General features: G+C 52.4%; 22 protein-coding genes, 1 pseudogene and 1 other annotated feature. Of the genes and pseudogenes, 11 read left to right on the top strand and 12 right to left on the bottom strand.

The window, feature by feature from the left end:
• Positions 1-780: 780 nt before the first annotated feature.
• The 3 genes from M655_RS21350 (at position 781) to M655_RS21340 (ending at position 7,821) form a co-directional block, all read left to right on the top strand.
• Complete coding sequence (locus tag M655_RS21350; protein ID WP_005836666.1) at positions 781-1,437, top strand: SurA N-terminal domain-containing protein; 657 nt, start codon at positions 781-783, stop codon at positions 1,435-1,437.
• Positions 1,438-1,490: 53 nt separating this feature from the next.
• Positions 1,491-1,712, top strand: coding sequence for a hypothetical protein (locus tag M655_RS21345; protein WP_005836668.1), 222 nt, complete (start codon positions 1,491-1,493; stop codon positions 1,710-1,712).
• A gap of 592 nt (positions 1,713-2,304) precedes the next feature.
• Positions 2,305-7,821, top strand: coding sequence for a DUF8508 domain-containing protein (locus M655_RS21340; RefSeq protein WP_026557930.1), 5,517 nt, complete (start codon positions 2,305-2,307; stop codon positions 7,819-7,821).
• A gap of 135 nt (positions 7,822-7,956) precedes the next feature.
• On the opposite strand, the gene trpS is transcribed toward M655_RS21340, so the two are convergent.
• Entirely contained in the window at positions 7,957-8,940 is a 984-nt protein-coding gene (gene trpS, locus M655_RS21335; protein ID WP_005836084.1) for a tryptophan--tRNA ligase, read from the bottom strand.
• 68 nt (positions 8,941-9,008) lie between these two features.
• Positions 9,009-9,273, bottom strand: a binding site (T-box leader).
• 138 nt (positions 9,274-9,411) lie between these two features.
• On the opposite strand from trpS, the gene M655_RS21330 reads away from it, so the two are divergent.
• From M655_RS21330 to M655_RS21310, 5 genes are all read left to right on the top strand, one after another.
• Positions 9,412-10,020, top strand: a complete 609-nt coding sequence (locus tag M655_RS21330) for a TetR/AcrR family transcriptional regulator (protein WP_005836086.1) — start codon at positions 9,412-9,414, stop codon at positions 10,018-10,020.
• On the top strand, positions 10,013-10,552 hold the full coding sequence (locus M655_RS21325; RefSeq protein WP_005836087.1) for an HXXEE domain-containing protein: 540 nt from the start codon (positions 10,013-10,015) through the stop codon (positions 10,550-10,552). Before M655_RS21330 ends, M655_RS21325 begins: the two co-directional genes overlap by 8 nt.
• Before the next feature lie 72 nt (positions 10,553-10,624).
• Positions 10,625-11,923: a helix-turn-helix domain-containing protein gene (locus tag M655_RS21320; protein ID WP_026557929.1), complete on the top strand. Its 1,299-nt coding sequence runs from the start codon at positions 10,625-10,627 to the stop codon at positions 11,921-11,923.
• A 227-nt stretch (positions 11,924-12,150) separates the two neighbouring features.
• Positions 12,151-13,380 carry a Zn-dependent hydrolase gene (locus M655_RS21315; RefSeq protein WP_026557928.1) on the top strand — a complete coding sequence of 410 codons (1,230 nt, stop codon included), beginning with the start codon at positions 12,151-12,153 and terminating at the stop codon, positions 13,378-13,380.
• Positions 13,381-13,482: 102 nt separating this feature from the next.
• Entirely contained in the window at positions 13,483-14,664 is a 1,182-nt protein-coding gene (locus tag M655_RS21310) for a M20 family metallopeptidase (RefSeq protein WP_007782819.1), read from the top strand.
• 77 nt (positions 14,665-14,741) lie between these two features.
• On the opposite strand, the gene M655_RS21305 is transcribed toward M655_RS21310, so the two are convergent.
• The 5 genes from M655_RS21305 to M655_RS21285 are packed head-to-tail and all read right to left on the bottom strand — an operon-like array spanning position 14,742 to position 18,584.
• On the bottom strand, positions 14,742-15,218 hold the full coding sequence (locus M655_RS21305; RefSeq protein WP_005836091.1) for a DinB family protein: 477 nt from the start codon (positions 15,216-15,218) through the stop codon (positions 14,742-14,744).
• Positions 15,219-15,246: 28 nt separating this feature from the next.
• Positions 15,247-15,753: a HugZ family pyridoxamine 5'-phosphate oxidase gene (locus tag M655_RS21300; protein ID WP_026557927.1), complete on the bottom strand. Its 507-nt coding sequence runs from the start codon at positions 15,751-15,753 to the stop codon at positions 15,247-15,249.
• Between the two features lie 28 nt (positions 15,754-15,781).
• Positions 15,782-16,561: an ABC transporter ATP-binding protein gene (locus tag M655_RS21295; protein WP_005836095.1), complete on the bottom strand. Its 780-nt coding sequence runs from the start codon at positions 16,559-16,561 to the stop codon at positions 15,782-15,784.
• Between the two features lies 1 nt (position 16,562).
• Entirely contained in the window at positions 16,563-17,558 is a 996-nt protein-coding gene (locus tag M655_RS21290) for a FecCD family ABC transporter permease (protein WP_026557926.1), read from the bottom strand.
• A gap of 15 nt (positions 17,559-17,573) precedes the next feature.
• A complete protein-coding gene (locus tag M655_RS21285; protein ID WP_026557925.1) occupies positions 17,574-18,584 on the bottom strand; it encodes a helical backbone metal receptor in 1,011 nt (336 codons plus the stop codon).
• Between the two features lie 510 nt (positions 18,585-19,094).
• Between M655_RS21285 and M655_RS21280 the strand changes: the two genes are divergently transcribed.
• Positions 19,095-19,781 (top strand): Ig-like domain-containing protein, encoded by a 687-nt coding sequence (locus M655_RS21280; protein WP_026557924.1) that lies wholly within the window; start codon positions 19,095-19,097, stop codon positions 19,779-19,781.
• Positions 19,782-19,880: 99 nt separating this feature from the next.
• Here M655_RS21280 and M655_RS21275 read toward each other — a convergent pair.
• From M655_RS21275 to M655_RS21250, 6 genes and pseudogenes are all read right to left on the bottom strand, one after another.
• Positions 19,881-20,700: pseudogene (locus M655_RS21275) on the bottom strand (IS256 family transposase).
• A gap of 151 nt (positions 20,701-20,851) precedes the next feature.
• Positions 20,852-21,487, bottom strand: a complete 636-nt coding sequence (locus tag M655_RS21270) for a hypothetical protein (RefSeq protein ID WP_005837212.1) — start codon at positions 21,485-21,487, stop codon at positions 20,852-20,854.
• A gap of 4 nt (positions 21,488-21,491) precedes the next feature.
• The gene (locus M655_RS21265; protein WP_141333635.1) at positions 21,492-22,433 is read right to left on the bottom strand and encodes a S8 family peptidase; all 942 of its coding nucleotides are present in this window, start codon (positions 22,431-22,433) and stop codon (positions 21,492-21,494) included.
• A 53-nt stretch (positions 22,434-22,486) separates the two neighbouring features.
• Positions 22,487-23,434 carry a hypothetical protein gene (locus tag M655_RS21260; protein WP_005828097.1) on the bottom strand — a complete coding sequence of 316 codons (948 nt, stop codon included), beginning with the start codon at positions 23,432-23,434 and terminating at the stop codon, positions 22,487-22,489.
• Between the two features lie 308 nt (positions 23,435-23,742).
• Positions 23,743-23,988 (bottom strand): hypothetical protein, encoded by a 246-nt coding sequence (locus tag M655_RS21255; protein ID WP_238503931.1) that lies wholly within the window; start codon positions 23,986-23,988, stop codon positions 23,743-23,745.
• Positions 23,989-24,003: 15 nt separating this feature from the next.
• Entirely contained in the window at positions 24,004-24,339 is a 336-nt protein-coding gene (locus M655_RS21250) for a MerR family transcriptional regulator (protein WP_238503932.1), read from the bottom strand.
• Between the two features lie 286 nt (positions 24,340-24,625).
• Here M655_RS21250 and M655_RS21245 point away from each other — a divergent pair, with 286 nt between their 5' ends.
• Both M655_RS21245 and M655_RS21240 read left to right on the top strand, forming a co-directional pair.
• Positions 24,626-24,820, top strand: coding sequence for a hypothetical protein (locus tag M655_RS21245; RefSeq protein ID WP_005828092.1), 195 nt, complete (start codon positions 24,626-24,628; stop codon positions 24,818-24,820).
• 169 nt (positions 24,821-24,989) lie between these two features.
• A complete protein-coding gene (locus M655_RS21240; protein ID WP_035423113.1) occupies positions 24,990-25,685 on the top strand; it encodes a metal-dependent hydrolase in 696 nt (231 codons plus the stop codon).
• The last annotated feature ends 214 nt before the right edge of the window (positions 25,686-25,899 follow it).

Below are 25,899 nucleotides of genomic sequence, written 5' to 3'. Positions count from 1 at the left end.
AGTCTATCGCCACACACGTTTTGGGCTCTGGGTGGAGAGGTCCGCCTCTTCCCCGTCCGCACTCGCAGATTTTCACAAAGAAATCATGTTCAACATTCATCCTACAAACAAAGTCTCGTTATATCCCTTCAATTAGTGAGTTTTGAAGATACACCATACTGCCCCCCAAAAAATAAATTGTATTTTTTGTAACTTTTTGTAACATTCATCCGTCTTTATTAGTGTAATATTCCAAAAATTAGAACTAGAGGAATCACTAGTGAAAAAAGGCTCTGCAATTTTTACGGCAGCAACACTTTTAGTGGGAGTACTGTCTTTTTCGACACCGAGTCACGCGACAACCACTTCGTTTACTGATACCGACTGGTTAAATGCCTGGAGGGTTTCTTCATCAGGCTATATATACACGCCTGTTGCTTTAACCACGAAGGTCATCTCAGATTTTTCAATTGACTACACAGCTAAAACAAAAGTAGCAACTAGGTGGGATCTAAGTGCAAGCATTAGTTCGAGTGCCGCAAGTACTTTTGGAGGTAGCCTAGGTGTGGGTACACTAAATGTCAGAGGGTCCTCGGTATCTTTGCCTAACACAAGCTCTTACGTTTCTGAGCCTAATACAGTGGTTACAGGACGAAATTGGACAGGTACAAAATCATATAATGCGACAGAAGGCAGTAGTTATGGCACGAGTGCATATATTGTATCATCGAGCAAAGGTTATCAAACGAATACAACTGGCCAAGTAGACTTTAGCTGGTAAAAAAAGGAGGTAGAAAAAGGATGAAAAAACTCTCAATTTCCCTCTCTCTATTGACTGTATTGGGCTCAGCTTTAGCAATATCCTCTTTTGCGACAAACGAACAAACTGAAGTTTTCAAGTCCCTTAAAGAAGAGATAGTCAACATCAAATCAACTAAAGAAAGCACCTTAGTTCAAGTTGAAAATGAAAGTATTACTGATAAGGAATTTAAAATCTATAAGGCTTACATGAAGGCTAATCAAAAGCTCAATAAAGCCTCGAATGAAATATCAGATAATGATTTGTTGACGGAATTGGTAATGGATGAACTATTAGTTCAGGAAGCTGAAAATCAAGGTGTGTCAGTTAGTTTAAATACAGCAAAAGAATATTCGATCAAAATGAAAGAAATATTAGAAAATGCTGATGAGAAATCCAAAGAATTTCAAAGGAATGCTATAGAAGTAACTGGTTTAAGTGAAGACAAATACTGGGAAGAATATGCTCCGGACATGTATAGGAAGCAGCTAAGTACTTCAAACTTGGTTGAAAAACTCGTAAAAGACGGGGTACTCCCAAATGCAATAGACAATCTTGATGACTTTAATAAAGCATTCGAGAAATACAAGAAAGAATTGTATAAAAAGGCTTCGAAAAAGGTGAAAGTTCTAAATGACGAAGTTCAATTGCAGGACTAAACAAGCTGGGGCTGAGTAGCCCCGGCTTGTTTCCTATGAGGGAGGGATAATAAATGAATGAAAAGAATGAAACGATGCCCACAGATAAATCCGTTTCAGAGCGCAATCCTATAAATGAAATGTTGGAGGATGCGCAGCGAATAGAAGGAAGCGGGCCACCTAAAAAAATAAATATGAAAACAATGCCAAGATGGTTGAGAATATTTGGTTATTCATTTCTGATTCTGTTTTTTGTCTTTGTATTATTGATCCTTATTTCGAGTTTGGTGAGATAAACGCATAGTTCGATCCTCTCAGTGAAGGATGCACGTACCCCTGTCAAGTAGACAGCTATAAAAAAGCCTAAGCGGCCAGTGTGTTTCCGTACGCAGCGGGAGCATGTCAACGCCGGAATTAATTTGACCCACTAGCGCCGGGATATTTTTGACCCACCTGTGCGCCTGGCGTCGAATAGATCCCGGTTTTTAGTTTTTCTTCGAGTCGCTTGTTGTACTGCTGGGACGTGTATGGGAAGCTTTGATCCGAATGGAGAATCGCTCCCTGCACGTCTCTTTCCTTATGCAGCTCTTCTACGGTGTCTATGACCATGAAGACCTGCCAAGCGACAATCTCATTGATAGAAAAGATCCTGTATCGCTGACAAGAAATAGAACTTGTCCATCAAAGCAATACAGGAAAAATCCGTTACAAACAGCCGATTCGGTTGCTCTCCTTTGAAGTTGCGTTCACTCGCTTTGAAGGTTTTTATTTTACAATAATGGAAGGAATATACATTCTTTACATCCAATTTACATAAAATTCGGATTGTATGTTTACGATGTGTATAGTTTATGGTTTCGCATGTTTGAGAGGAGGAAGAAAAAGAGAATGCAAAGCAAAAAGGGAAGATTGCGCTGTCTCTCGAAGCTGGCGCTGATCGCGGCGGTTGTCGCGAGCGCGGTTTTGCCGAGCGGATGGGGGCCGCAGGCAAAAGCGCAGCAAGCCGGACATGTCGTCATCAGCGAGGTGTACGGAGGCGGAGGAAACAGCGGGGCCGATTACAAAAACGACTTTATTGAGCTGTACAATCCGACGGGCACGACCGTCTCGCTTGCAGGCTGGTCTGTGCAGTACGCTTCAGCAAGCGGGCCGACATGGAGCAAGACAGACTTGACGGGCAGCATCGCTCCATACGGATATTACTTGATTAAGCAGGCGGCAGGAACAGGGGGAACGACCGGGCTGCCCGCCGCAGATGACGAGGGCGCGATTGCCATGGGAAGCACGGCTGGAAAAGTGGCCCTCGTCAGCAGCGGAACCATCTTGACGGGAGCCGATGTGTCCGCCCGGCCCGATGTAGTCGATCTGGTCGGCTTCGGAGCGGCCAATGGCTATGAGGGGGCTGGTCCTGCTCCCGCTACGTCGAACTCTGCCAGCGCTTCCCGCAAAAGCCGAGCGGATGGCATCGTGCCAAACGGCGGAAACGGCTGGGACACGGACAACAACAGCGCCGACTTCGTGGTGGGAGAGCCTACTCCGAAAAATACGCAGAGTCCGGCAGAGCCGCCGCCGACAGAGAGCGATGTCAGCGAGAAGCCGAGCGGCCGGGAGCTGCTGTTTGACAATACGAATCCGGCGGAAGCCGTCATTCGCGGCCAAGTCCGTCCGCACGTCACCATCAAGGTGTACGCAAGCCCGCCTGCTGGCAGCGAAACGCCTTTGGCTGAGCAGGTGTCGAACGATTCCGGCCAGGTCGAACTGACTTTTGCCCATCCGACTTCGGCAGCGGTCTATCTCACAGCGACGGAGAGCGGCAAACAGGAGAGCGAAAGCATCGAGCTGCTGCCAGCCGAGGCAAGCCCGGCCTTGACGGCTGAAAAAATCAGCTTGCAGCAAACGGGAAGTGCAGCGGAGTTAAACGGCCAAGCGGGGGCAGCCGCAGGCAAGGCGATTTTGCGCGCCTATGATGCGCCAGATGGCAACAGCCTGCTGCTCAGCGGCAATCCGACAGGCAACGCAGGGGAGAACGGCGCGTTTTCTTATTTGCTGCAAGGCATCGAGCAGTTGGAAACCGTCTACGTGACGCAGCAGCTCGCAAGCGAGCACGGCAAGATGTTCGAGAGCGAGCCTGTGCCGATTGCCAAGTCTGTGCTTTCGACCAGCACGATTGCCGAGGCGAGGGCGCTGGCAAAAGGAACAACCGCGAGCGTTGCCGGAACCGTGACGGCCATCTTTGAGGCGGGGGGCCAAAACAACGTCTACATGCAGGACGAAACGGCCGGGCTGGTCGTGCGCGGTCCAGGGCTTGCCGCCAAAATCGCGGTCGGAGACAAAATCCGGGCGACCGGAAAAATGAATGACTACTACGGGCTGGCCCAGCTCGAAGCCGCAACCGACGACGTGACGGTCATAGAGAAGCAGGCAGGTGTGCCAACGCCGCAGTCGGTTACATCGGTGAATTTTGCGTCCCATGCGGGGGAAGCCATCGAAGGCCAACTGGTGACGGTCCGCAATGTGACGGTCCAGTCTGTACAAAGCGGCAATTATACGTTGCAAGACGATCAGGGCAACTTCCTCTCCCGCCCGCCCGTCACCCTCCTGCTGGAACCGGGCACGACTTACGCCAGCATCACCGGAGTGGTCAACTACGATTTTAACGAATACAAACTGGTGCCGCGGACGCAGGCAGATTTGGTCGAGGATGAGACGCGGGTGCCGACGGTGACGGCGTATCCGCAAGGCCCGCTGGTCGCGGCAGGCACCAAAGTGAGCTTGTCCACGTCCATGGCAGACGCGAAAATTTACTACACGACAGACGGCACGGAGCCGACCAGAGACAGTGCCGTCTATACGGAGCCGATCCAGCTCGACGCGGATACGACGATTCAGGCGTTTGCCGTCAAGGAAGGTTTCACGGACAGCAAAGTCGCCAGCTTCCGCTACACGATCCAAAAAGAGAGCGTGCGCATTCGCGATATTCAGGGAGCCTCCCACCAGTCCCCGCTGGAAAACGGCACGGTAAAAGCCGTCACGGGAATCGTCACGGCAGTCGTGAAAAGCAGCGGAACGATACATGGCTTCTACATGCAAGACCCGCTTCCGGACGACGATCCGCGCACGTCCGAGGGCATCTACGTGTACGAGCCGAAAGCGGCGGTAAACGCGGGCGATGAAGTGAAGGTAGACGGTACGGTGAAGGAGTACGTGTCGCAAAACCGAGCGGCGACCGATCTCACCCAGACGCAGATTGACGCGGCGAGAGTCACCGTTGTCAAAAAGGCGCAGCCGCTCCCGGACCCGGTTGTTTTAGGGAAAGGAAGCTACCGCTATCCGAAGGGGATCATTGACAACGACAGCCTGGGCACATTCGATCCGGAGGAGGACGGCATTGACTTCTGGGAGAGCCTCGAAGGGATGCTGGTGCAGGTCGACAATCCGGTCGTAGTCGGGGAAACAAAAGTTTTCACGAACCCGGCAAGCGTAGAGTTCGTCGTCATTGACGACGAGGCGCATCGCGGACAGCCGCGTACGCCGGCAGGCGGCGTGGTGCTTGCAGCCGACGATTTTCACCCTGAGCGCATCACTGTAGCAGACAAACTCGTGCCGATTTTGGAGCGTCCAATGGTTGGCGACAAAATCTCCGAGCCTCTGGTAGGGATCATTGATTACAGCTTTGCCAATTACAAGCTGTATCCCACCGAAACGGTTTCCGTCCAGTCGGGCGGCAACAAACCGACTGTGACGACACTCGCCCCGAAAGACGATGAGTTGACGATTGCTTCCTACAACATTGAAAATTTTTCGGCCAAAACCGAGTCCCAAAAAATAACGCGAATCGCGGAAACGATCGTCGAGAACATGAAAGCGCCGGATATTATCGGCGTAGTGGAAATGCAGGACAACAACGGACCGACGGACGACGGCGAAACAAATGCCGCGAAATCCGCAGATGCCTTGCGCAAGGCAATCCAGCAAAAGAACGGCCCTGCCTATCGCTACATCGACATCGCGCCAGAGAACAACCAGGACGGGGGCCAGCCAGGCGGCAACATCCGCGTCGGGTTTTTCTACAACCCGGCTCGCGTGCAACTGGCAGAGGGCGTAGCGGGAACGGCAACAGAGGCAGTACAGGTCGAGACACGCGACGGAGCGGCGTACCTCTCGCGCAATCCAGGCCGGGTCGACCCGAACAACGAGGCATTCGCGTCCAGCCGCAAGCCGTTGGCGGCGCAGTTCGTCTTCCAGGGCAAGCCTGTGTTTGTCATCGCCAACCATTTCAATTCCAAGGGCGGGGATGGGGCGCTGTTCGGCAAACAGCAGCCGCCGGAGCTGGTTAGCGAGAAGCAGCGAATGAAAATCGCCCGCGTGCTGAACGGCTTTGTGAAACAAATCCACGCAGCAGATCCCAAGGCCAATGTGGTCGTGTTGGGCGACCTGAACGACTTTCCGTTTTCCAATCCAGTGAAAGCGCTGACGGATGGCGCTCTGACCAATATGGTCGAAAAGCTGTCGCCGGGCAGACAGTACACCTACGTGTACCAGGGCAATTCGCAGGTGCTCGATCAAATTTTGGTCAGCCCCCATCTGGAAAAAAGCACAAAGGTGGACATCGTGCATATCAATGCCGGATTCACCGAGGGCGAGGGCAGGGTGAGCGACCACGATCCGGTGCTTGTGCAAATCCATTTGCAAGATCAGGGCGAGCACGAGACGACGGCGCAGGAAGTGGCGGACGGCATCACGGGTCTTGCGCAGCCGGCAGCGGGGGCGACAAGGCTGCGTTTGCCTGAAGTGCCCGCAGGATTTACGGTCGCGATCAAGCAATCGAGTGACACAGGCGTCATCGCGCTGGATGGCACGATCACGCCGCCGAGTCGCCGGACGGACGTCGAGCTGATTTTGCTAGTAACCCGGGGGTCGGACGGTACGAGCGCCAGCACCGAAAAGCTGACCGTCCAGGTGCCAGCCAAACCGACAACCCCGCCGCCTCCTGTCACTCCGCCAGATCCGGCACCGACGCCAGACAGGCAAAAAGAAGCAAACAAGCAGGCAGAACAGGCCATTTTGTCTGCAAAAGATGAACAGAGCATCGAGGAACAGGTGCAGCGGGTGCTTGCCAGTCTGGAAAAGCTGCTCGCCGCCAAACAGGTCAACCAGGCCGAGAAGTGGGACGCGGTCACGCATTCCGTTTCGACCGTGCTGGCCGCTGTAGCGGAGCAGGCGGAGCGCGGAGTCGTTCGGGAAAAGACGCTGCTTGCGCTTGGCGAAAGCTTTTTGGACGAAGCATTTGCGCCCCTCGCAAGCGACGAGGCAGCGGATGCGGAGCTGGCAAGGTTGGGGCTCGCCGCCTTGGCGAATTTTGCAAACACAGTGCTGGAACCGCTCGCGCCAAAGGCGGTTCCTAAGGACGTAGCCAAGCGTGTTCGCCTGCTGGCAGAAACGCTGCTGAAACAGGCAAGCACATTGGCCGTCGAGCCTGGGGCCGAGATCAAAGCCCAAGACGAGCAAGTGGGCGACGCGCTCGACACGCTGGACGATTTTTTGGAAGCCATCGAAGACGTGCAGGAAAAAATCGGCTTTTCCCCGGTGCTGTTCATTCGCATGGAAGGCGAGGGGGCAGAGGAAGACGGTGCGGATGCCGATACGGCCGACCGTCCCCGCAGCAAAAAAGCAGGGCAGGCAGATCAGCGGATTACATTGGAGCAGAAGCTGGTCGAGCTGCTGAAGAAAAAAGAGGTCGGCATCAGGCTGACCGTTCCGGCAGGAGCATGGGTAGAAGTACCGGGAGCTTATTTTGCCAAGGAAAGCGGAAGAAAATTTGCCCTCTCCCTGACAGCGGCAGAAGCAAGCGGCTGGAAGGGCGTTTCCCATCCGGGTGAAGCCTATTTGCTCGAAGCGTGGAGCAACGGAAAAGCGCTGGGCAGCCTTGGCGAGCCAGGCTTTACGCTCGCGCTGCCGCTGGCGGCCGATGCAGGTGAAAAGCTGCAAGCTTACACGTACCGCAACAAGCAGTGGCGGGCAGTAACAGGGGCGAAGGGCAAGCCGCTCCAGGTGGCGCAAGAAGCTGACCTGGCCGTCTTCACAGTCAAGTCGGCGGCGACCTACGTCGCGGGGAACGCTGCCTTGGAGGCGCTCGAAGCCAAACTGAAGTCGTTGAAGCTCGCTCCCGGAGAGGAAGCACAGCTTGAGGTGCTGGCGATATTCGGCGACGGCACTTCGGAAGACGTGACAAAGGCAGAAGGAATCGAGTTCGAGTCCAGCCGTCCCGCGCAGATCGAGGTGGACGAGGAAGGCCGGGTGTCAGTTCTGGCCGATGCGGAAGCGGGCACGCGCGCGACGATTTCGATTCGCTATGCCGGAAAAACGGCGAAGGTACATCTTTTTGTCAGAAGCGCAGAAAAGTAAGGGCCGCGGGGGAGAGCTTCACGCAGGAGCGGGCGGCACAACTGCTTGCCGTCGCGAGCCGCGCGTCTCGTCTGCCTCGCAAATGAAAAAACGGGTCGGGAGAAGCTTCCCGGCCCGTTTTGCGTCTCGATTTTCCTAGCGCGCCATTCCCATTGCTCTTTCTACTTTGTGCAGCATTTCATTCGCCACGGCATTTGCCTTTTCTGCGCCCGCCGAGAGGATGTCGTCCAGCTCGGAGGAATGGAACAGTTGCTCGTAGCGCTCCTGGATCGGACGCAGCGTCTCCACCACGACTTCCGCCAGGTCGGTTTTGAATGCGCCATAGCCTTTGCCCTCGTACATCGCTTCGATCTCTTCCAGCGACTTGCCGGAGCAGAGCGAGTAGATCGTCATGAGGTTCGATACGGCAGGCTTTTCTGCCTTGTCGTAGCGCACGCTGCTGTCCGAGTCGGTCTGCGCGCGCTTGATTTTTTTCGTAATTGTCGCCGGGTCGTCGAGCATGGAGATGAAAGCGCCCTGGTTCGGATCGGACTTGCTCATTTTTTTCGTACCGTCGGCAAGCGACATGATGCGTGCGCCCGTTTCCGGCAGGCGTACTTCCGGAATGGTGAAAATGTCGCCGTAACGGTTGTTGAAGCGGGTCGCCAGGTCGCGGGTCAGCTCCAGGTGCTGTTTCTGGTCCTCGCCGACCGGAACGTAGTCTGTGCCGTACAGCAAAATGTCTGCGGCCATCAGTGGCGGATACGCCAGCAAGCCGGCCGGAATTGATTCGCCCCGTCCGTCGGATTTGTCCTTGAACTGGGTCATGCGCTCAAGCTCGCCGAGGTACGAGGTGCACAGCATGATCCAGCCGAGTTTGGCATGGGCTGGCACTTCCGATTGGACGAACAAAGTCATTTTGTTCGGGTCGAGGCCGACTGCCAGGTAGAGCGCTGCCAGACGGCGGATGTTTTCGCGCAAGACGGCTGGCTCCTGCGGAACTGTGATCGCGTGCTGATCGACGATGCAGTAAAAGCAGTTGAACTGGTCCTGCAGCGGAACGAAATGCTTCATCGCGCCGAGGTAGTTGCCAAGGGTCAAAATACCGCTCGGCTGAATACCGGAAAAAATGGTTTTCATGAGAGTGCTGCTCCTTTCCATAGAGGGAAATCTGTTTGGGAGAAAAACAAAAAGGTCCATCCGCCCTGGACAGGGACGAATGAACCGTGGTGCCACCCTTGTTATTTTGCACACGGGAAAAGCCATGCGCAAAATCGCTTTGTTCCGTACCGTTTTGATACGGTGTCCTTTGTAACGTACGGACGTCACGCCAAAGCCTACTGCCGCTTTTGAAAAACGGGTTCGGTTTGGAGCTCGGGAGCCCATTCACCATTTCCTTGACACTGATTCGCACCAACCATCAGCTCTCTGCCGTCTCGAAAAATGACTACTCTTCTCCCTCATTGCCATCGAAAGATACCCTTTGAGCAATCATTTTACGCAGTCCAAACCAAAAAAGCAAGAGGGGATTGACAATATCATCCAAAAGTTGTAAAAGTAACTCAAGAGTTATATAACTGAAAAGTTACTTTTTAGGAGTGAACAACACGGATGGACAGCAAATTTTCCAAAGGGGAGCAAAGCCGCGGACGGTTGCTGGCAGCAGCGGCTTCCGAATTTGCGGCCAAAGGCTTTCACCGTGCCAGGGTGAGTGACATCGTGAAGGCGGCCGGGCTGACGCAAGCGTCTTTTTACCAGTATTTCGAGAGCAAGGAAGGGCTGTACCAGCAGCTCATGGACGAGTTTTTCGCGAAGCTGTGGGAGCTGGCCGACGGAGGGAGCAAGGTGACGGCGCTGGACGAAGCGGATGTGTACGGGCAGGTGCGGGAAAATCTCTTGGCGCTGTTCCGCTTCTTTCAGGGGCGGCCGGAGCTGACGCAGATGGTGCTCTATCAGGCGGAGGCGGGAGATGAGCTGCACCGCAAGCTGGCAGCCATGGTCAGCGCCAATCTGCGGCAAAACCAGGCGGCGGGCCACGTCCGCGCCGACCTGTCGCCGGAGGTGGCGGCAGAAGCAATGGTCGCCGTCTGCTACCGCCTGACGTCCCGCTTTTTGCTGGCGGGGGAAAAGACGGCCGAGCAGCTCGCCGACGAGGCGGTGTCGTTTTTGGCGCACGGAATCTTGCAGGAAAAGACGAGGAAGGGGGCACGGCATGAGTGAGCTTGTGAATCTGATCTGGCTGTTGCTGGTCGTGTTTGTGTTTCACGATCTGGAGGAAATCATCACGGTCGAGGGCTGGCTTGCGCAGAAGCGGGAGCAGGTTTTGCGCGCGCTGCCGAGTTGGCTGCAAAAGTTCGTGGAGCCGTCGCTTGCGATGAACACCGCGCAGTTTGCCGTAGCCGTCACGTGCGTCTTCGCCGTCCTCGCCGCTGCCGTCGTGCTTGCGGCTGCCACGCTGCCGCTTGGGACGTACTTGCCGTTTTTTCTCGTCTGCCTGCACGTTATGTTTTTGCACGTTTTCACGCACATCGGACACACGATTGCGCTGCGCACGTACACACCGGGCGTCGTGACGGCAGTCGTGCTCGTTTTGCCGTACAGCGTCTACACCTATGTCCGCCTGTTTGAAGCAGGGGTGCTTACGTGGCCGCTCGTCTGGAGTACGCTGCCGTTCTGCTTGCTGGCCGTGCCGATTTTGTACGCTGCGCACTGGCTCGGGCAGGCGGCAGGAGGGCTGGTCAGCCGCGGATGAGGCGGGGGTGGCTGTAAGTGCGGGCATATTTTTGCTATTCTAGGAAAAAACGCTGTGAAAGAGGGACGTGTATTGAAGCTGCGACTAGGCGTGATCGGCGCGGATGATTCGCTTGTGATTATCCAATCGGTCATGCAGGAGTTTCCCGAGATCGAATGCTTGCCGATTGTGTATTGGAGAGAAGAGGAAATCGTCGAGCTGCTCATGGCGCATCTGGATGAGGTGGACATGTGGCTTTTCTCGGGTCAGGTTCCTTATGCGATGGCGAGCCAGACCGGAAAAATCCAGGTGCCGATGGCGTATGTGCCGCATATTGGCGCGAGCCTGTACCGGACCTTGCTGCATCTGTCCCATCAGCTCGGGATTCGCGTGGATGAGGTGAGCTTCGATACGTTTTCGGGCGAGGAGCTGGGGCATTTTCTCATGGAAGCGGGAATCGCGGAAGGCTACAAATGGCTGAAGCATTACGAAGGTGCGATCTCTGCCAATGAGCTGGCGGATTTTCATGAGGCATTGTGGAAGGAAGGCAAGACGAAGGCGGCGGTGACCTGCCTGCGGACGGCAGAGCTGGAGCTTGTGCGCAGAGGCGTTCCCGTGCATCGCGTCGTGCCGACGCGAGCGGGCGTGCTGTCGGTCGTCCACATGCTTTTGCGCACGCATGAGATGCTGCATTTCAAAGACACGCAAATCGCTGTGCAGATGATGGAGATTGATCCGTTTCGGGAGCTGGCAGGCGGGAGTTTTTCCACGGACGAATGGCAAAACGCCGAGATCAAGACGATGGAAAAGCTGTTGCGCTACGCCAGGTATTTGCAAGGCTCGCTGAAGACGGCGGGGCCGGGGCGCTACGTCATTTTCACGACGCGCGGAAAAGTGCAGGAAGTCACCGGCGACTATGCGACGATCCCCGACCTGGAGGAGCTGTTCGGGATTCGCGCCGATCTGGTGACGTGTGGAATCGGGATCGGCAAGACGGCGTACGAAGCGGAAATCCACGGCGGCACTGCGCTTTTGCACGCCAAGGAGCGGGGCGCGGGCAACTGGATGGTTTTCCTGGACGACAAAAGCGTCGTGGGGCCGCTCGGACGCGACGAGCAGATCGCCTATCGGTACGACTCGAAGAAGCTGCAGGAGTTGAGCCAGCTTACTTCGCTGAGCGTCATGACGCTGTCGAAGCTGGAGTCGATCTTGAAAAAGCGGGGCAAGCAGGAGATCAACGCGCACGAGCTGGCTTCGCACATGCAGATTCAGCCGCGCAGCGCCCGCCGCATTTTGATCGAGCTGGAATCGAAGGGCATCGCGCAGGTGGTCGGGGAGGAAAACCCGCATCCGCGGGGGCGTCCGCGCAAGGTGTACCGGATCCATTTTTGAGAAGCTAGGGGGCCTGCCTCTCTACTCAACCAATTGCAATCGTGAACATAGAAAAGGCGTGCAACGAGCAAGCGCATTTGCACGCCTTTTTCCGTGAAAACCAACTGGAAAAATCAGCATGACGCAGGCTTTTCTCCTTTTCAAAATAGACAGACTATTATACAATTAGGGACATAGCCGTAAATCAACCGTTAATAGACGGTTTTACGAAGGAGGAGTCTCTTGTCATGATTAATGCGGACCGATTGTGGGACCGACTAGGGCAGGTAGGCAAGATTGGCGCCCAGGAGGCCGGAGGGGTAACGAGGCTGTCATTTACACCTGAGGAACGGGCAGCAAAAGACATCGTCGCCGGCTTCATGAAGGAAGCGGGACTGGCAGTTCGCGAAGATGCGGTAGGCAATCTGATTGGACGAAAAGAGGGGAAAAACCCTTCGGCACCTGTTGTTCTCGTAGGCTCGCACATCGACTCCGTACCGAATGGCGGAGATTTCGACGGGCCGCTTGGCGTTTTGGCAGGCGTAGAAATTTTGCAGACGATGCAGGAACAAGGCATAGAGACCGAACATCCGATTGAAGTGATCGCTTTCACGGATGAAGAGGGCACGCGCTTCGGCTACGGCATGATCGGCAGCCGCGGGATCGCCGGGCTGATTAAGCGCAGCGAGCTGGAGCAGGCGGACAAGGACGGCATCACGATTGCCGAAGCCATGCGCCAGGTCGGATTGGACCCGGATCAGACAGGTCAGGCGGCGCGCACGCCCGGCAGCGTCAAAGCGTACGTGGAGCTGCACATCGAGCAGGGCAAGGTGCTGGAAAGCCGCGATTTGTCCGTCGGGATCGTGACGGGTGTCGCAGGACCGCTCTGGATGAAATTCGTGCTGGAGGGCGAAGCGGGCCACGCTGGAGCTACGCCGATGAACTTGCGCCGCGATCCGCTGGCTGCGGCAGCGCTCGTGATGCTTGCCATCGAGGAAGAGGCAGCGCGGACGGGCACAAGCGTAGGGACGGTCGGACAGGTGCAGGCGTTCCCTGGCGGAGTCAACGTCATTCCGGGCCGGGTAGAGTTTTCGCTCGACTTGCGTGATGTGGACGAAGCGGTTCGCGATCAGGTCGAGCAGCGCATAATCGAGCGGGCGAAAACGATCTGTGCCGAGCGGAACGTGACGCTGAAAGTGGAATTGTTGCAGCGGATCGCTCCTGCCGTATGCTCCGAGAGCATCCAGCAGGCGGCGGCAGAGGCGTGTGCCCAGGAAGGTTTGGAGGCGTTCCGGTTGCCGAGCGGCGCAGGCCACGACTGCATGCAACTGGTTGACCTGTGTCCGGTCGGCATGATTTTCATTCGCTCCAAAGACGGTATCAGCCACAATCCGGCCGAGTATTCGACAATTGAGGATTGCGCGGACGGAGCCAACGTGCTGTACCGCACCGTGCTGGCTTTGGCGAAGCAAATATAGAGAGACTGACGGAAAAGCAACAGGCGTACAAACAAAAGAGACGAGGGTTCGGCAGCTTGGCGACGACGGGCAAAAAGCGCACCGAACGAGGAGGAGAACCGGATGACAGCGACAGCAACAACATTGAATCAGGCGGCAGAGGCGGTCAAAGAGCAAGTAATCGCGTGGAGACGCTATTTGCACGAGCATCCCGAACTGTCTTTTCACGAAGAGAAAACAGCGCAGTTCGTGTACGAGACGCTTCTGTCTTTTGGCAATCTGGAAGTGAGCCGGCCGACGAAAAACAGCGTAATGGCCCGCCTGATCGGTTCGCAGCCGGGAAAAGTGCTGGCGATGCGCGCCGACATGGACGCTTTGCCGATTACGGAAGAAAACACGTTTGAGTTCGTCTCGAAAAATCCGGGCGTGATGCATGCGTGCGGACATGACGGCCATACGTCGATGCTGCTCGGAACCGCGAAAATTTTGTCCGGGATGAAGGACCAGATCAAAGGCGAGGTGCGCTTTTTGTTCCAGCACGCGGAAGAAGTATTTCCGGGCGGCGCGGAGGAAATGGTGCAGGCGGGAGTCATGGATGGCGTGGACATCGTGATCGGTACGCATCTGTGGGCGACGATGGAGTACGGCACCGTAGGCATTTGCCCTGGGCCGATGATGGCAGCTCCTGATACGTTCTGGATTACCGTGCTCGGAAAAGGCGGGCACGCGGCTCTTCCGCACGAGACGATCGACAGCATCGCGGTTGCGGCGCAAGTGGTGACCAACCTGCAGCACATCGTCTCGCGCAACGCCGACCCGCTCGACAACCTCGTCTTGTCCGTGACGCAATTTGTGGGCGGCACGACACACAACGTCATTCCGGGCACAGTGGAAATTTGCGGGACAGTGCGCAGCTTTGACCAGACGCTGCGCGAATCCGTTCCCGGCCTGATGGAGCGCGTCATCAAAGGGATTACGGAAGCGCACGGCGCAAGCTACAAGTTCAAGTACGAGTTCGGCTACCGTCCGGTCATCAACGACGAGGAAGTGACCCGCTTGATGGAAGAAGTAGTCGTGGAATCGCTGGGAGCGGAGTGGGTGGAGCATATGCGCCCGACCATGGGCGGCGAGGATTTCTCGGCGTTCCAGCAAAAAGCGCCAGGCTGCTTTTTCTACGTCGCTGCCGGCAACAAGGAAAAAGGCATTACGTATCCGCACCATCACCCGCGCTTTACCATCGACGAGGATGCGCTGGAAGTCGGCGTGAAAATGTTCGTCAACGCGGCGAGAAAAATCGTCATGTAAAAATGTTAAACCCAAGCATGAAAAAAGCGCCCCCTGTCCAGGTCGGATGGGGGCGCTTTTTGCGTGAATAGGGTGCTTTAGTGCGTGCGCTCTTTTTCTCTTGTATGAAACGCTTTTTGGATTTGCGAAATCTGTCCGGCGTGGATGCCTGTATGGTACATCAGACGCCCCAGCGCTTCGAGCGGAGTCGAGCTGCCGAGCGGCGTATTGACAGGCGTATGCCACGCTTCCTCGGACAAGCTTTTCATGCCTTCGAGCAAATGCTCGTTGGAAGCCGTCATAAAATCGGCAAGCTCCTGCAAGTTCGTAAACTGCCGCCCCTCGACAGGGCCGTTTTTCGTCAGTAGCTCCACGTCCGCCGGGATGCTGCGGCCGAAAAACCACTCGGCAAACATGTATTCCACTTCGGCGTTATGTCTGAGCATATACCCGATGGAGGCAGGGCCGAGCCCGAGCGTCAAGTCTTGTTCCGGCATGCTTTTGGCTGTCTTGTGGAATCTTTCCTGGATCGTGAGCCAGAGTGTCAGTGCAGTTGAATACGTTGAATTGGTCATGAATTTGCCCTCCTGTTGGCGCGAATGATTATTTGGCGGTTTGGATGTGGCCGTCGCGATTGACGTGTTCGAACTTGTCGGCGGAAAGATCAATGTCGTACGCCTGGCCAAATCCGGCGACGTAGCGGCCTTCGGATGGCGTCAGCTCAAACAGGGAGAAGTCGAGGCCGCGCAGCATATCCATCATGCTTTTGCCAAAGCGCTGTTCGAACAGCGCGAAAATCTCGTCGCAGTCCGCGTTGCCGATATTTCTCGCTGTGCAGACGAAGCGGGCGCGCTGGCGGGCGAACAGATTGGCCGTCTTCGCTTCATCCTCAATCAGCATGGCATCGACTGCCGACGTTTCTTCCAAATAGCGATAATGGTTGGCGATTTTGCTGATGTAGATATAAAACTTTCCGTTGGTTTTGACAAAAGGGGCATAGGAGATAAACGGCTTTCCATGCTCGTCGACCGTGCTGAGCATGAGCGTCTTCATACCGGCAGCAAACGTTTGGTACTGGACCTTCATCGCTTCCTTCGCCATTGCTATCATACGAGCATCCCTCGCTTTTCCTGTAGTTTTATTGCGCTTTTTTCAGGACGTGAATACGCGGACTGGTGCTGTCTGGCGCATACCGGATTTCTGTGTCGACCCCGTAAACGCTGCGGATCAGCTCCAGCGTAAACACATCCTGAGGCTTGCCGAAAACACGAATGTCCCCGTCTTTGATGACGCAAATTTTATCGCTGTAGGTGCTGGCGTGATTCAAGTCATGCAGCACCATGACAACCGTGAGCTTCAATTCCCGATTCAGCTTGGCGATCAGCTCAAGCACATCGAGCTGGTGGGCAATATCCAGATACGTCGTCGGCTCATCGAGCAGCAGCAGCTTCGGCTTCTGGGCCAAGGCCATGGCGATCCAGGCGCGCTGGGCTTCCCCGCCCGACAGAGAAGCGAGATAGCGGCCCCGGTAGCTTTCCAGTCCTGTTTGCTGCAACGCCCAGTCGACGATTTCGTAGTCGGCTGCATCCAGCCGTTCATACCATTTTTTGTGGGGGACGCGACCGTAGCCGACCAGCTCCTCGACAGTCACATCCGAAGGACAGGAGTTGGACTGGCACAGCATGCACATGATGCGGGAAAGCTGCTTCATGCTCATGTTGTCGGCTGGCTCCCCTGCGATGCGCACCGAGCCGCTCTCGCAAGGAATCAGCCGGGAGATGGCTTTGAGGACCGTCGATTTGCCGGAGCCGTTTGGCCCGATGAGCGAGACAATCTCTCCTTCATGTATATCCAGCGAAAAGTCATTTACGATTCGTTTTTTGCCGTAACAGACGTTCATTGACTGCACGTTCAGCACATCACGTTCCTCCTTTGCGCATCAGATAAAGGAAGTAAGGCCCGCCGACGATGGCCATGACGATCCCCGCCGGAATTTCGAGTGGAGCAAAAAGCGTCCGGCCCAGCGTGTCTGCCACAAGCAGGACGAGCGAGCCGAGCACGAGTCCAAACGGCAAGTTCATCCGGTAATCGGAGCCCATCAGCATGCGCGACATATGCGGGACGATCAGCCCGACGAAACCGACCAGGCCCACGGTCGAAACGGAGATGGCCGCGAGGTAGACCGCGATCAGGGACAGGGTGAAGCGAAGCCGGTTCAGGTTTTGCCCGAGATTGTGCGCGACCTGCTCGCCGAGACGCAAGATGTTGGCCTGGCGGATGCACATTAGCGCAGCGATCCACCCGACGACCGAGTAGGGGAGAATCGTCAGCACGTCGCTTGTGCTTTTCCCGGACAGGCTTCCGTTCATCCATTGCAGAGCCGCTGGCAGCTTGTCGCTGTAGAGGATGGACAACAGGCCGATGACGCCGCCAAATACAGCATTGACGGCGACACCGGACAAAATAATGCGGATCGGGGTGAAGCCCCCTTGCTTTTTCCAGGCCCACAAGTAGACCGTCACGGCTGCGATGCCCCCGCCGACAATGGCAAAGAGCGGAATCAGCGCGGAATAACCGGGGACGACCAGCATGATGAACAACACCGTGACCGCTGCCCCGCTGGATACCCCGGTCAGCCCCGGATCAGCCAGCGGATTTTGCATGACAGCTTGCAGCAGCGCCCCGGACGCAGCGAGGTTGGCCCCGATCAGCAGCGCGAGAAACACGCGGGGAATCCGAATGTCCCAGAGAATCGTATGGTTGGCTTCATTGCCTTGGCCGAGTACGGTCGTCATCGTTTCCCACAGCGAGAGCTGCACGCTCCCAAGCCCGACAGACAGGACGATTGCCGCTACGAGCAGCAGGCAAGCGACGCTGAGAAGGACTGGTTTCCTGGTTGAATGGTTCTGGCTCACTGCAAAAACTCCTTATCACTTGTACAGAATTTCCGCGAGCTGCTGGTAGGCGGCAGGGGCGTTGACGATCGAGGCAGTGCCGAACGTGCTGAAATCAAGCGACTGCATTTTGCCGTTTTTGAAGGCGTTCATTTTTTCCCAGGCGCCGTTCTTTTTCACGTCTTCTTCGAATTTTTTCGCTACGGCATTCGGATCGCCGTGCGCCACGAGCAAAATCACGTCCGGGTTGGCCGCGACGATGCTCTCCATGTTCAGCGGCGCGTACGTTTGCGTTTGCTTCAACGTGTCGGTAGCGACGTTGACGGCTCCCAGATTGTGCGCGATGCTTCCGGCGAAAGTCTGGTCGCTCATGACCATGAGCGCTTCCGCCGAGCCGAACAGGAACAGCACCTTTGGCGTCGGTTTGCCCTTCGTCGTTTCGATGATGCTTTTTTCCTGCTCCGCAATTTTGCTCAGGAGCTGCTCTGCTTTTGCCTCTTGCTTGAACAGCCGTCCGAGTACGACAGTGGACAATTTCAGCTCATCCAAGGAATCGACAGGCAAGTAAGCGGTAGGTGTGCCGGCAGGCTTTAATTTTTTGTCGACGCTGTCCTTGATCGAGGACGGACCGAGCACGAACTCCGGCTGCAGCTTCGCGATTTGCTCCAGGTCCGGCTGGTGCGACGTCCCGATGCGCGGAACGCTGTCCAGAGCCGCTGGCAGCTTGCTGCTCGTCGTCGGTACTCCTACGGGGGCGATCCCGAGTTCATGCAAAATTTCCGTAATTGCGACGGAGATAGTTACGACTTTTGTGGGAGTTTGGTTTTGAAACTGGGCGAGCAGTTTTTCCGCCTTTTTCTCATCAATGCTGACAGAGGGAGCAGCCTGCTCGCTGGATGCCGCTTGCGTGGAGGTGTTTTGGCTCGGTTGTTCGCTGGTTTGGTTCTGCTGAGTGGTTGCCTGTTCGGGAGACTGTGCACTGCTGCACCCGACAGCGCTTGTCAAAAGTAGGGCAATCATGCCCATTTTCCATCCTGATTGCTTCACTATGTATAGCCTCCTGATTTTGATAATGAGAATCAATACCGTTTGGCTTGATTATATAGAGAATGATTACTATTATCAATAAGGATTTTGTAATGAAAAAGGGCCACGAGTGCAGGGGAACCGCCGGAAACCGCAGATTTGTCGAAGGGTGGAGATGGTAGTGAGTTAGAGGAGGTTGTTATTTTGTATATTAATTTGTTCCATTTTTATACAGCAGGACTAGGGGGCGTTATTGTTATGCATACTCGTTTTGTTTGGAGATATTACAAGGGGAGTTTTGAGGGGGGATTGTCAAGATAAGCGGTGTTGAATGGGCGCGGTTTAGTGAGGGCGTGGCGACTTGCGGATACGGAAGCGAGCGGGGGAGTGATGCGGAGGCAATCGTGACGGGGTATTTTGGATCATCGACAAATTCGTTTGTCTATGAATCATCTTGCACGCAGAGTATTTAAGAGTATAACCAAGTCTGCATATCAATTAATTGGAAATAGAGGAAGGGATGTGTAAGATTTGATTCACTTAAAACGACTTTTGTGCTGCTTTGTTATGTTTTGCCTATTGCTGGAACCCATCCATTTTTTTAGCCAGCCACTCATGTTTAACAACACGGCATTAGCTCAGGAAGCTGTTTCATCCGTCGACGAAAGCAATACGAATCCGGGTCCCGAGCTAGTATCTATTGATTCATCTATAAAAGAAATGACGCTAAAAATCGGAGACTCTCAAAAAGTCGAAATCAACGCCATTTACAGCGATGGCAGTAAGACGGATGTTTCCAAACAAACAGAATGGCAAGTAGAAGATCCCAAAGTTGTTTCCGTTTCAAGGGGAACGATTTATGCCAAAAGCGTGGGAAACACAACTCTGGTGGCAAACTACGAGAAGGAAGTTCTTCCCATCAATGTAACCGTAACTGCCCCTTCGGAAGAACCTGTCCAGACTGATACAGAAGAAAAGATTGCTGATGGCACGTCATCAGCAAAAACAAACGAAGCAGAGCCTGCCAATTTCGAAGAAGAGGCCCCGGCAAAAGGCAAGTTTGCGTTAACAGCAGCTTACGATGGATCTATCACCTTATCAAAGGGCGAATCTTATAAATTCACGAACATCCATAGGGAATGTAAATTTTTTTGTGTAAATGGGTTTTTAACAGGCGGATGGTTACGTGGGCGGCTTTACATGGAGGGGCGGGCATGATAGGCTCGTTTGCCATGCGATGCATGGTTGACTGGCATCGCCCCATCGCAAGAAATCATGCCCGCAGAGGCTCCATGTCAAGCCGACTCAACAGTTGGGTTATGCGGACAGTTCGCCTTGCAAGCGATCTCCAAAATGGATGGCCAGTTGCGAGATACATTCTTTCCAACTTCGAAGCGGCATCGTCCACTTCTTCGATGCATTTACGGTAGCGAGGTAGATGATTTTCCGCAGAGCATCGTCGGATGGATAGGCCGTTTTGGTCTTTGTGACCTTACGGAGTTGCCGATGATACCCCTCGATTATGTTCGTTGTATAAATGCCCAAAATGTCCTTATGACCCGACATCGAAATGCCAAGAACGCTGTAGGCCGCTTTGTTGATGATCCGATTTTCTTGCCGAACTTTAAAGTGAATGGCATCCAGGAACACGATGGGATAGACACGATCAAGCGGTCTGCATTGCCATTCCGCTACCAAAGCATAATCTTGTCGGTCACCTTACTAACCATGGCAGGAGATACGTCAATCCCATACAACTCCTTCATGTGTTCCTCAATGTCTCGTGTGGACATTCCTTTGGCGTAGAGTGCGATGATTTGCTCCTCTAAGCCATTTACCGTAGTCTCATGCTTCTTCACAACGTGAGGTTCAAATTCTCCATTACGGTCACGAGGTACCCGAATTTCTGTATGGCCAAACTTTGTTTTCAACGTCTTTTTGCTATACCCATTCCGACTATTTCCCGTGTGATCGCCGTCAGAATTATGTTTGGCATAGCCCAAATGAGCATCCATTTCTGCTTCAAACAACTGCTGAATGGTGTCGCGGAACAAATCTTTAACATGGCGTGCACGTCCTCGATGGTACGGCAATCCTTCGCTAACTCCTTGATCGTCATGTCTCTTTTGTCTTGCATAAATGATCATCTCCTTACTGGGAAGTTTAACCATTTACACAAAACTTTTTACGCTCTCTCTTGACCACTTCACCGATAGATTGTTTTTTTTCTCAAAGAGAAGGCTTTTAATTATAGGGAATGCTTTTCAGTTGTTTTTAGGTGCTACTGATTACTGTTCGTAAATAATCTTTCCGTTCTGATCTAGAGCAACGAATTTTGCTTTGACCTCCTCACGAGGAGACGCATAAAGAAACTGTTTTTGATTATCACCTATCTTGATTACATACATACGATCATCTGTGGTAGTAATTCTAATTTCTTTAACCTGCTTCTCATTTATATAGCCTGAGTAAATTCTATACGACTGTTTTATAGTTTCATTTTCTTCTACCAGTTCTTTCCCAACACTCATTTGTAATACTACAGCTAAATCTGGAATTTCAGGGGTTTCATTGATAGATTGAATGACCCACCCTTTATCTTTAGGATAAGCCTGAACAAGCCCATAATGTAGTTTGTTATCAACTTTGAAGTTAATCGTACAAAAAATGGTCTTGCTAATTTTTGCATAGTTAGTAACCTCAAATTCACTTATAGAATTACTATTGTAGTACTTAATCAATCTCTGATAGATAGGCTCTTCTATGCTTTTTTCATTCCCAGCCTCACCAACTACAGGCGGATTATCGGCTGGATAGGTGACATTGTTTATCGATTGAGTCGGTTGTTCTTTGTTAAGCACCTCTGAATTACTACAACCACTAATAAGAATAAGTGTGATTATAAAAATCAGTCTTCGTTTCATATTATCACTCCACGAAATTAATTGCCTTCAATAATGATCCATTAATATCTGCCATTTGAATATTTACTCTACTTTGCTTCCAATTTACTAAGTGGCGGCGAGCTGTTTCTTGAATTATGCTTTCAATATTCTTTGGTGTCAAATTGGGGTTTGTTGCTAATAACATAGCTACCCAAGTCGTTACCAATGGGGCAGCCAGCGATGTTCCATTAAAAATTTCAACGCTATCCCCACTTAATTTATGATTTATTGAGTAAATTTTTGTTCCAGGCACGAAAATATCAACAGTATCATTAAAGTTACTTAGCGACCAAACATCCAAGTTTTCATCTAAAGCACCAACGGAGATTACACCAGGTATTTTATAAGATGCTGGGTAGCTGTATTGTTTAGAAGAATCGTTTCCTACGGATGCAACGATCGTGATTCCGCTATTTACGGCTTTTTCAACACTGTTTTTTAAGGAAGGGGTGTCTTTATAAGTAGATAAGCTAATATTAATCACATCAACTCCTATGTGTGAAACCTCATCTATAGCTTTAGACAATGTCTCAGTATTTAAAGTATCTGAATGAATATCATAGGTATACAGCGTTATTCCTGGGAGTATTCCATTAAAATTCAGATTTTCGCATTCCCTAGCCCCAATCACGCTAGCAATAATTGTACCGTGTGATTTATCACCGAATCTTTGTGAGGAAGCAATCTCATTTAGTGTTAGATTCTTTTGATTCCCGTCTATACCACTATCAATTATCGCTATTTTCACACCATACAATTTTTCTTGTGAAATTCTAACTTTTAAAGGATACCCATTCATATTTTGAATTGCTTCGAGATTTGGTGTATTGGGGTATCTGAAATCAGTTTCAATTTTAATATTTAAAGCAATAAGAATTAATGTAATTCCTATCGCAAAGATATAAATTATTTTTTTTCTCGACATAATCACACAAATTAAAAGGAGGGGATAAAAAACTATCCCCTTCTAGCGCCCCTTTACAGTTTATATCCACCATAATAAATTGGGAGTCCATGATACATGACTTCAATGATGCTGAACTCATGCCAAATCGTCGAGTGCGTTAAGGTAACACTAATACCTCCTGCGACAAAATTATAAGAACCGCTTACTTGGGCAGAAAGCTTCATAGTAGCATCCGAAAAAGTTTGTGTGTACAGATTTGAAGATTTGGAAGCTTTATCATAGGGACGCCCGACATTTGGATTGGGAGTAACTACCTCCATGATACCTGAAGAAGAGGCAGTGGAGTAGGTATAGTAGACCGAAACAGTGTCATCATCAGCAGTGCTTGTGTTTTTTTTATCTAGTGTATATTTGATTTGAAGATAGTTTGATGCGTATCCCGCTGCATTATAGAACTTTATATCGGTGCTTGTTCCCCAATTTCCACTTGAGCTTGGTAAAGTTCCTTGACCTATAGTTGTCACATTTGACCCCCATGGACCAGCATAAGGCTGGGATGATGCGTTCGTTTCTACTTGATCGCTGTCAGAATCTACTTCTTTTACGCTTTCAAAAGTTGCTTGCATGCGATCTCCGCTAGGAAAAGTTATCTCGTAGAAGCTTTTGGGTTTTCCATTTTTCTCAATATCTTCTTTAACTAATTTGGCTAATAAATCGTTTCCTTCAAAGTGAGACTGTAGTGCATTTTCAGTAGCCTTTTTAATTGCAACGGGATCCTGCTGCAAAATCTTCTCCCTAAACTCTTTTTTATTTTTCCGAATATAATCATCTGTATACTCAACTGCCGACAAGCTACGTACAGAATCAACATCAATCGTCTTATTTTCCTTTTTTAGTTGATCAAGCGAGGCTTGTAATTCGGAATAGTATAAAGCATCTTCAACTGATAATCCTTCATTAATTAACTTTTTGTAATTACTTTGTTTTTCAGTGGCATATATTGGTGAAGATACATCCATTTGTTTTAAATGTCAATTTTTATAAAAAACCTCATAAGATAATTTAGCTATCTACTAAATAGTTTTTCTTAACTAATGCGGATAGCATTCACTCACTACTGAATCGCTTTTCCTAGGTAGTCACCATCGCACGAATATGCGAATTTCGACAGTGATCGTATCAAATTACACACCCAAAACAAAAAACACTCTACCGCCCTCGCGCACCGAGGCGAGTCAGAGTGTTTTTGCATCGGCCTCACGAACGAACATACGAAACCGCAGAAACCGCCTCCGCCAGCTTGCCAAACCGCTTCCTGCCATTATACTTAGCTCAGCCGAAACAGCTTATGCCAAATAGACGTTTTCCGCTCGGCGTCCTTGAGCTTGGCCAACTGGACTTTGGCGTCCATGATGTCGCTCATCGCTTTGGTCAGGCGGCGGTCGCGCTCCTTGAGGCTGCTGCGGATATACGCCTCCTGCTTTTCCAGGCGCGCGAGCAGCGCCTGCTGGTTCTCATCCTGCTGCTTCACGTGCAGCGCCAGGGCGTGCAGCTTTTCGTCGATGGCGTCCAATGCTTCGAGAGTGTCTTATGTTGCGACGGGATGAGCAACAGGGGCGAGAGCAACAGCCGTCTCTCTGTGAGCCGCTCCCGCTCCCGTGTAGTTTTGGCTGACGATCATTTGCGCGGCTTCTTCCTGGGGAATGAGCTGGTCCTTGGTCAGCTCGTAAAAGCGGGTCAGGCAGGACACATCCATCTGGCGGTATTCGCGCCGGTTTTGATTGTCCCGCAGGAACCAATAGCCGTGCTGCTCGAGCAGCATGCTCCACTTGCGCAATGTGCTCGCCCCGATCCCGAGCATTTCGACGACTTCCCTGCCGCTGTAGGTCCGTTCCCTGGCGACAAGCTCAATGACGTCTCCCATGCTTATCCCTCCTGCCGTACGTGCTTTTTATCCGTTTTTTACCCATTCTGTGCGGCAAAAGAATTTCCTTTTGCAATCGTGCGACAATTTCCTGCACCGTTCGAATTTTGCGCCGGTGATTGTCCGCGCTCTGTCATCTGCCGACAAAACTCGCCGTTGTGGCGCTGCACGCCGCAAACTAGACGAATGACGGACGGGTACAAGTACATTTTCTGTTTGTCTGTGCATTTGCTCAGTAGGGCTATGCCAAACGTACATAGGATGCTTACAGAAGGAGGGATTGACCATGGCATTCAGAGACCAGGTGAGACGATTCGAAGGGAAAAACGTAAAGGTTGAGACTGTGAATTGCAACTTTTTCGGCAAGCTGATCGAGGTAAAATCCAGCACTATCATCCTGCGCGAACACGACAACCATCGCCGCACCATCATTCGTGATTCTAAAATTATTGCCGTTACGGAACACGACCACGACTGCTAAGCTGCCATACCGTCTTGTTAACAGAAATGAGTTGTTCCTCAGGCTGTCGAGCGATCGGCAGCCTCTTCCTTTCTTTTTGCCGGAGTGTGCAGATGGATTTTATTCCCGCCCCTGCGCATGGTAACATGGTAGAGGAACAAACCAATGATGAGAGAGGGCAGGGGATACCATGTTGGAAATCCGGTTTCACGGACATTCTTCCGTGCAGTTGACCAGTGAAGGGCATTCGCTCATGATTGACCCGTTTATTTCGGGAAATCCGCTGGCAAAAACGACGCTTGCGGACATCCAAGTCCAGTACATCCTGCTGACGCACGGACACCAGGACCATATTCTCGACGCAGTCGAGCTGGCAAAGGCAAATGACGCGACCATCGTCGCGACGCATGAGCTGGCTACATACCTTGACTGGCAAGGCGTCAAAACCGTTTCGATGAACCTGGGCGGCTCTGTGACACTGCCTTTTGGAAAAGTGAAAATGACACAGGCGTTCCACAGCTCCGGCGTCGTGCTGGATGACAAGCAGCAGATCGTCTACATGGGGATGCCAGGCGGCTTTGTGATCGAGCTGGGCGGCAAAACGATCTACCACGCGGGAGATACAGGGCTGTTCGGCGACATGAAGCTGATTGGAGATCGCCATGATATCGACTTGGCGTTTTTGCCGATTGGGGATGTATTCACGATGGGGCCGGAGGATGCGGTGATCGCCGCCGAGTGGATCGCCGCCGACTACGTCGTGCCGATTCACTACGATACGTTCCCGCCGATCAAACAGGACGGAGACGCGTTTGTCGCGACTTTGGCCGAAAAAGATATCAGAGGCAAGGCACTGAAACCAGGCGAGGTTTTGCGCCTGCCGTAGTCTGCAAGACTGCGAGCCTGTAAGACTGCAAGCTACCAGACTGCAAGATACAAGCCCGCAAGTCTACCAGCCCGCAGCCGAGAGCAAACCGCCTTTTGCCAAAAAACCGCTTGTCCGAAAAAACGGGACAGGCGGTTTTTCTTTTCCTGTCTTCTATAAAAAGAGACAGGCCAATCTCTGAAAAAGCGGCATGAAAATGGTAGCGACGCTCATA

The organism is Brevibacillus sp. NSP2.1, from assembly GCF_000470975.2.
Classification (GTDB): domain Bacteria; phylum Bacillota; class Bacilli; order Brevibacillales; family Brevibacillaceae; genus Brevibacillus; species Brevibacillus agri.
The sequence above is the reverse complement of the archived record's forward strand: the minus strand, read 5'-3'. Positions and strand labels throughout refer to the sequence as shown.

Excerpts from the sequence above, each read along its gene's own strand:
- M655_RS21240 (WP_035423113.1), top strand. The coding sequence starts at position 24,990 with ATGTTGGAAATCCGGTTTCACGGACATTCTTCCGTGCAGTTGACCAGT.
- M655_RS21315 (WP_026557928.1), top strand. The coding sequence starts at position 12,151 with ATGATTAATGCGGACCGATTGTGGGACCGACTAGGGCAGGTAGGCAAG.
- M655_RS21310 (WP_007782819.1), top strand. The coding sequence starts at position 13,483 with ATGACAGCGACAGCAACAACATTGAATCAGGCGGCAGAGGCGGTCAAA.
- trpS (WP_005836084.1), bottom strand. The coding sequence starts at position 8,940 with ATGAAAACCATTTTTTCCGGTATTCAGCCGAGCGGTATTTTGACCCTT.
- M655_RS21340 (WP_026557930.1), top strand. The coding sequence starts at position 2,305 with ATGCAAAGCAAAAAGGGAAGATTGCGCTGTCTCTCGAAGCTGGCGCTG.
- M655_RS21245 (WP_005828092.1), top strand. The coding sequence starts at position 24,626 with ATGGCATTCAGAGACCAGGTGAGACGATTCGAAGGGAAAAACGTAAAG.
- M655_RS21260 (WP_005828097.1), bottom strand. The coding sequence starts at position 23,434 with ATGGATGTATCTTCACCAATATATGCCACTGAAAAACAAAGTAATTAC.
- M655_RS21250 (WP_238503932.1), bottom strand. The coding sequence starts at position 24,339 with ATGGGAGACGTCATTGAGCTTGTCGCCAGGGAACGGACCTACAGCGGC.
- M655_RS21265 (WP_141333635.1), bottom strand. The coding sequence starts at position 22,433 with ATGTCGAGAAAAAAAATAATTTATATCTTTGCGATAGGAATTACATTA.
- M655_RS21330 (WP_005836086.1), top strand. The coding sequence starts at position 9,412 with ATGGACAGCAAATTTTCCAAAGGGGAGCAAAGCCGCGGACGGTTGCTG.
- M655_RS21325 (WP_005836087.1), top strand. The coding sequence starts at position 10,013 with ATGAGTGAGCTTGTGAATCTGATCTGGCTGTTGCTGGTCGTGTTTGTG.
- M655_RS21350 (WP_005836666.1), top strand. The coding sequence starts at position 781 with ATGAAAAAACTCTCAATTTCCCTCTCTCTATTGACTGTATTGGGCTCA.
- M655_RS21345 (WP_005836668.1), top strand. The coding sequence starts at position 1,491 with ATGAATGAAAAGAATGAAACGATGCCCACAGATAAATCCGTTTCAGAG.
- M655_RS21300 (WP_026557927.1), bottom strand. The coding sequence starts at position 15,753 with ATGATAGCAATGGCGAAGGAAGCGATGAAGGTCCAGTACCAAACGTTT.
- M655_RS21305 (WP_005836091.1), bottom strand. The coding sequence starts at position 15,218 with ATGACCAATTCAACGTATTCAACTGCACTGACACTCTGGCTCACGATC.
- M655_RS21270 (WP_005837212.1), bottom strand. The coding sequence starts at position 21,487 with ATGAAACGAAGACTGATTTTTATAATCACACTTATTCTTATTAGTGGT.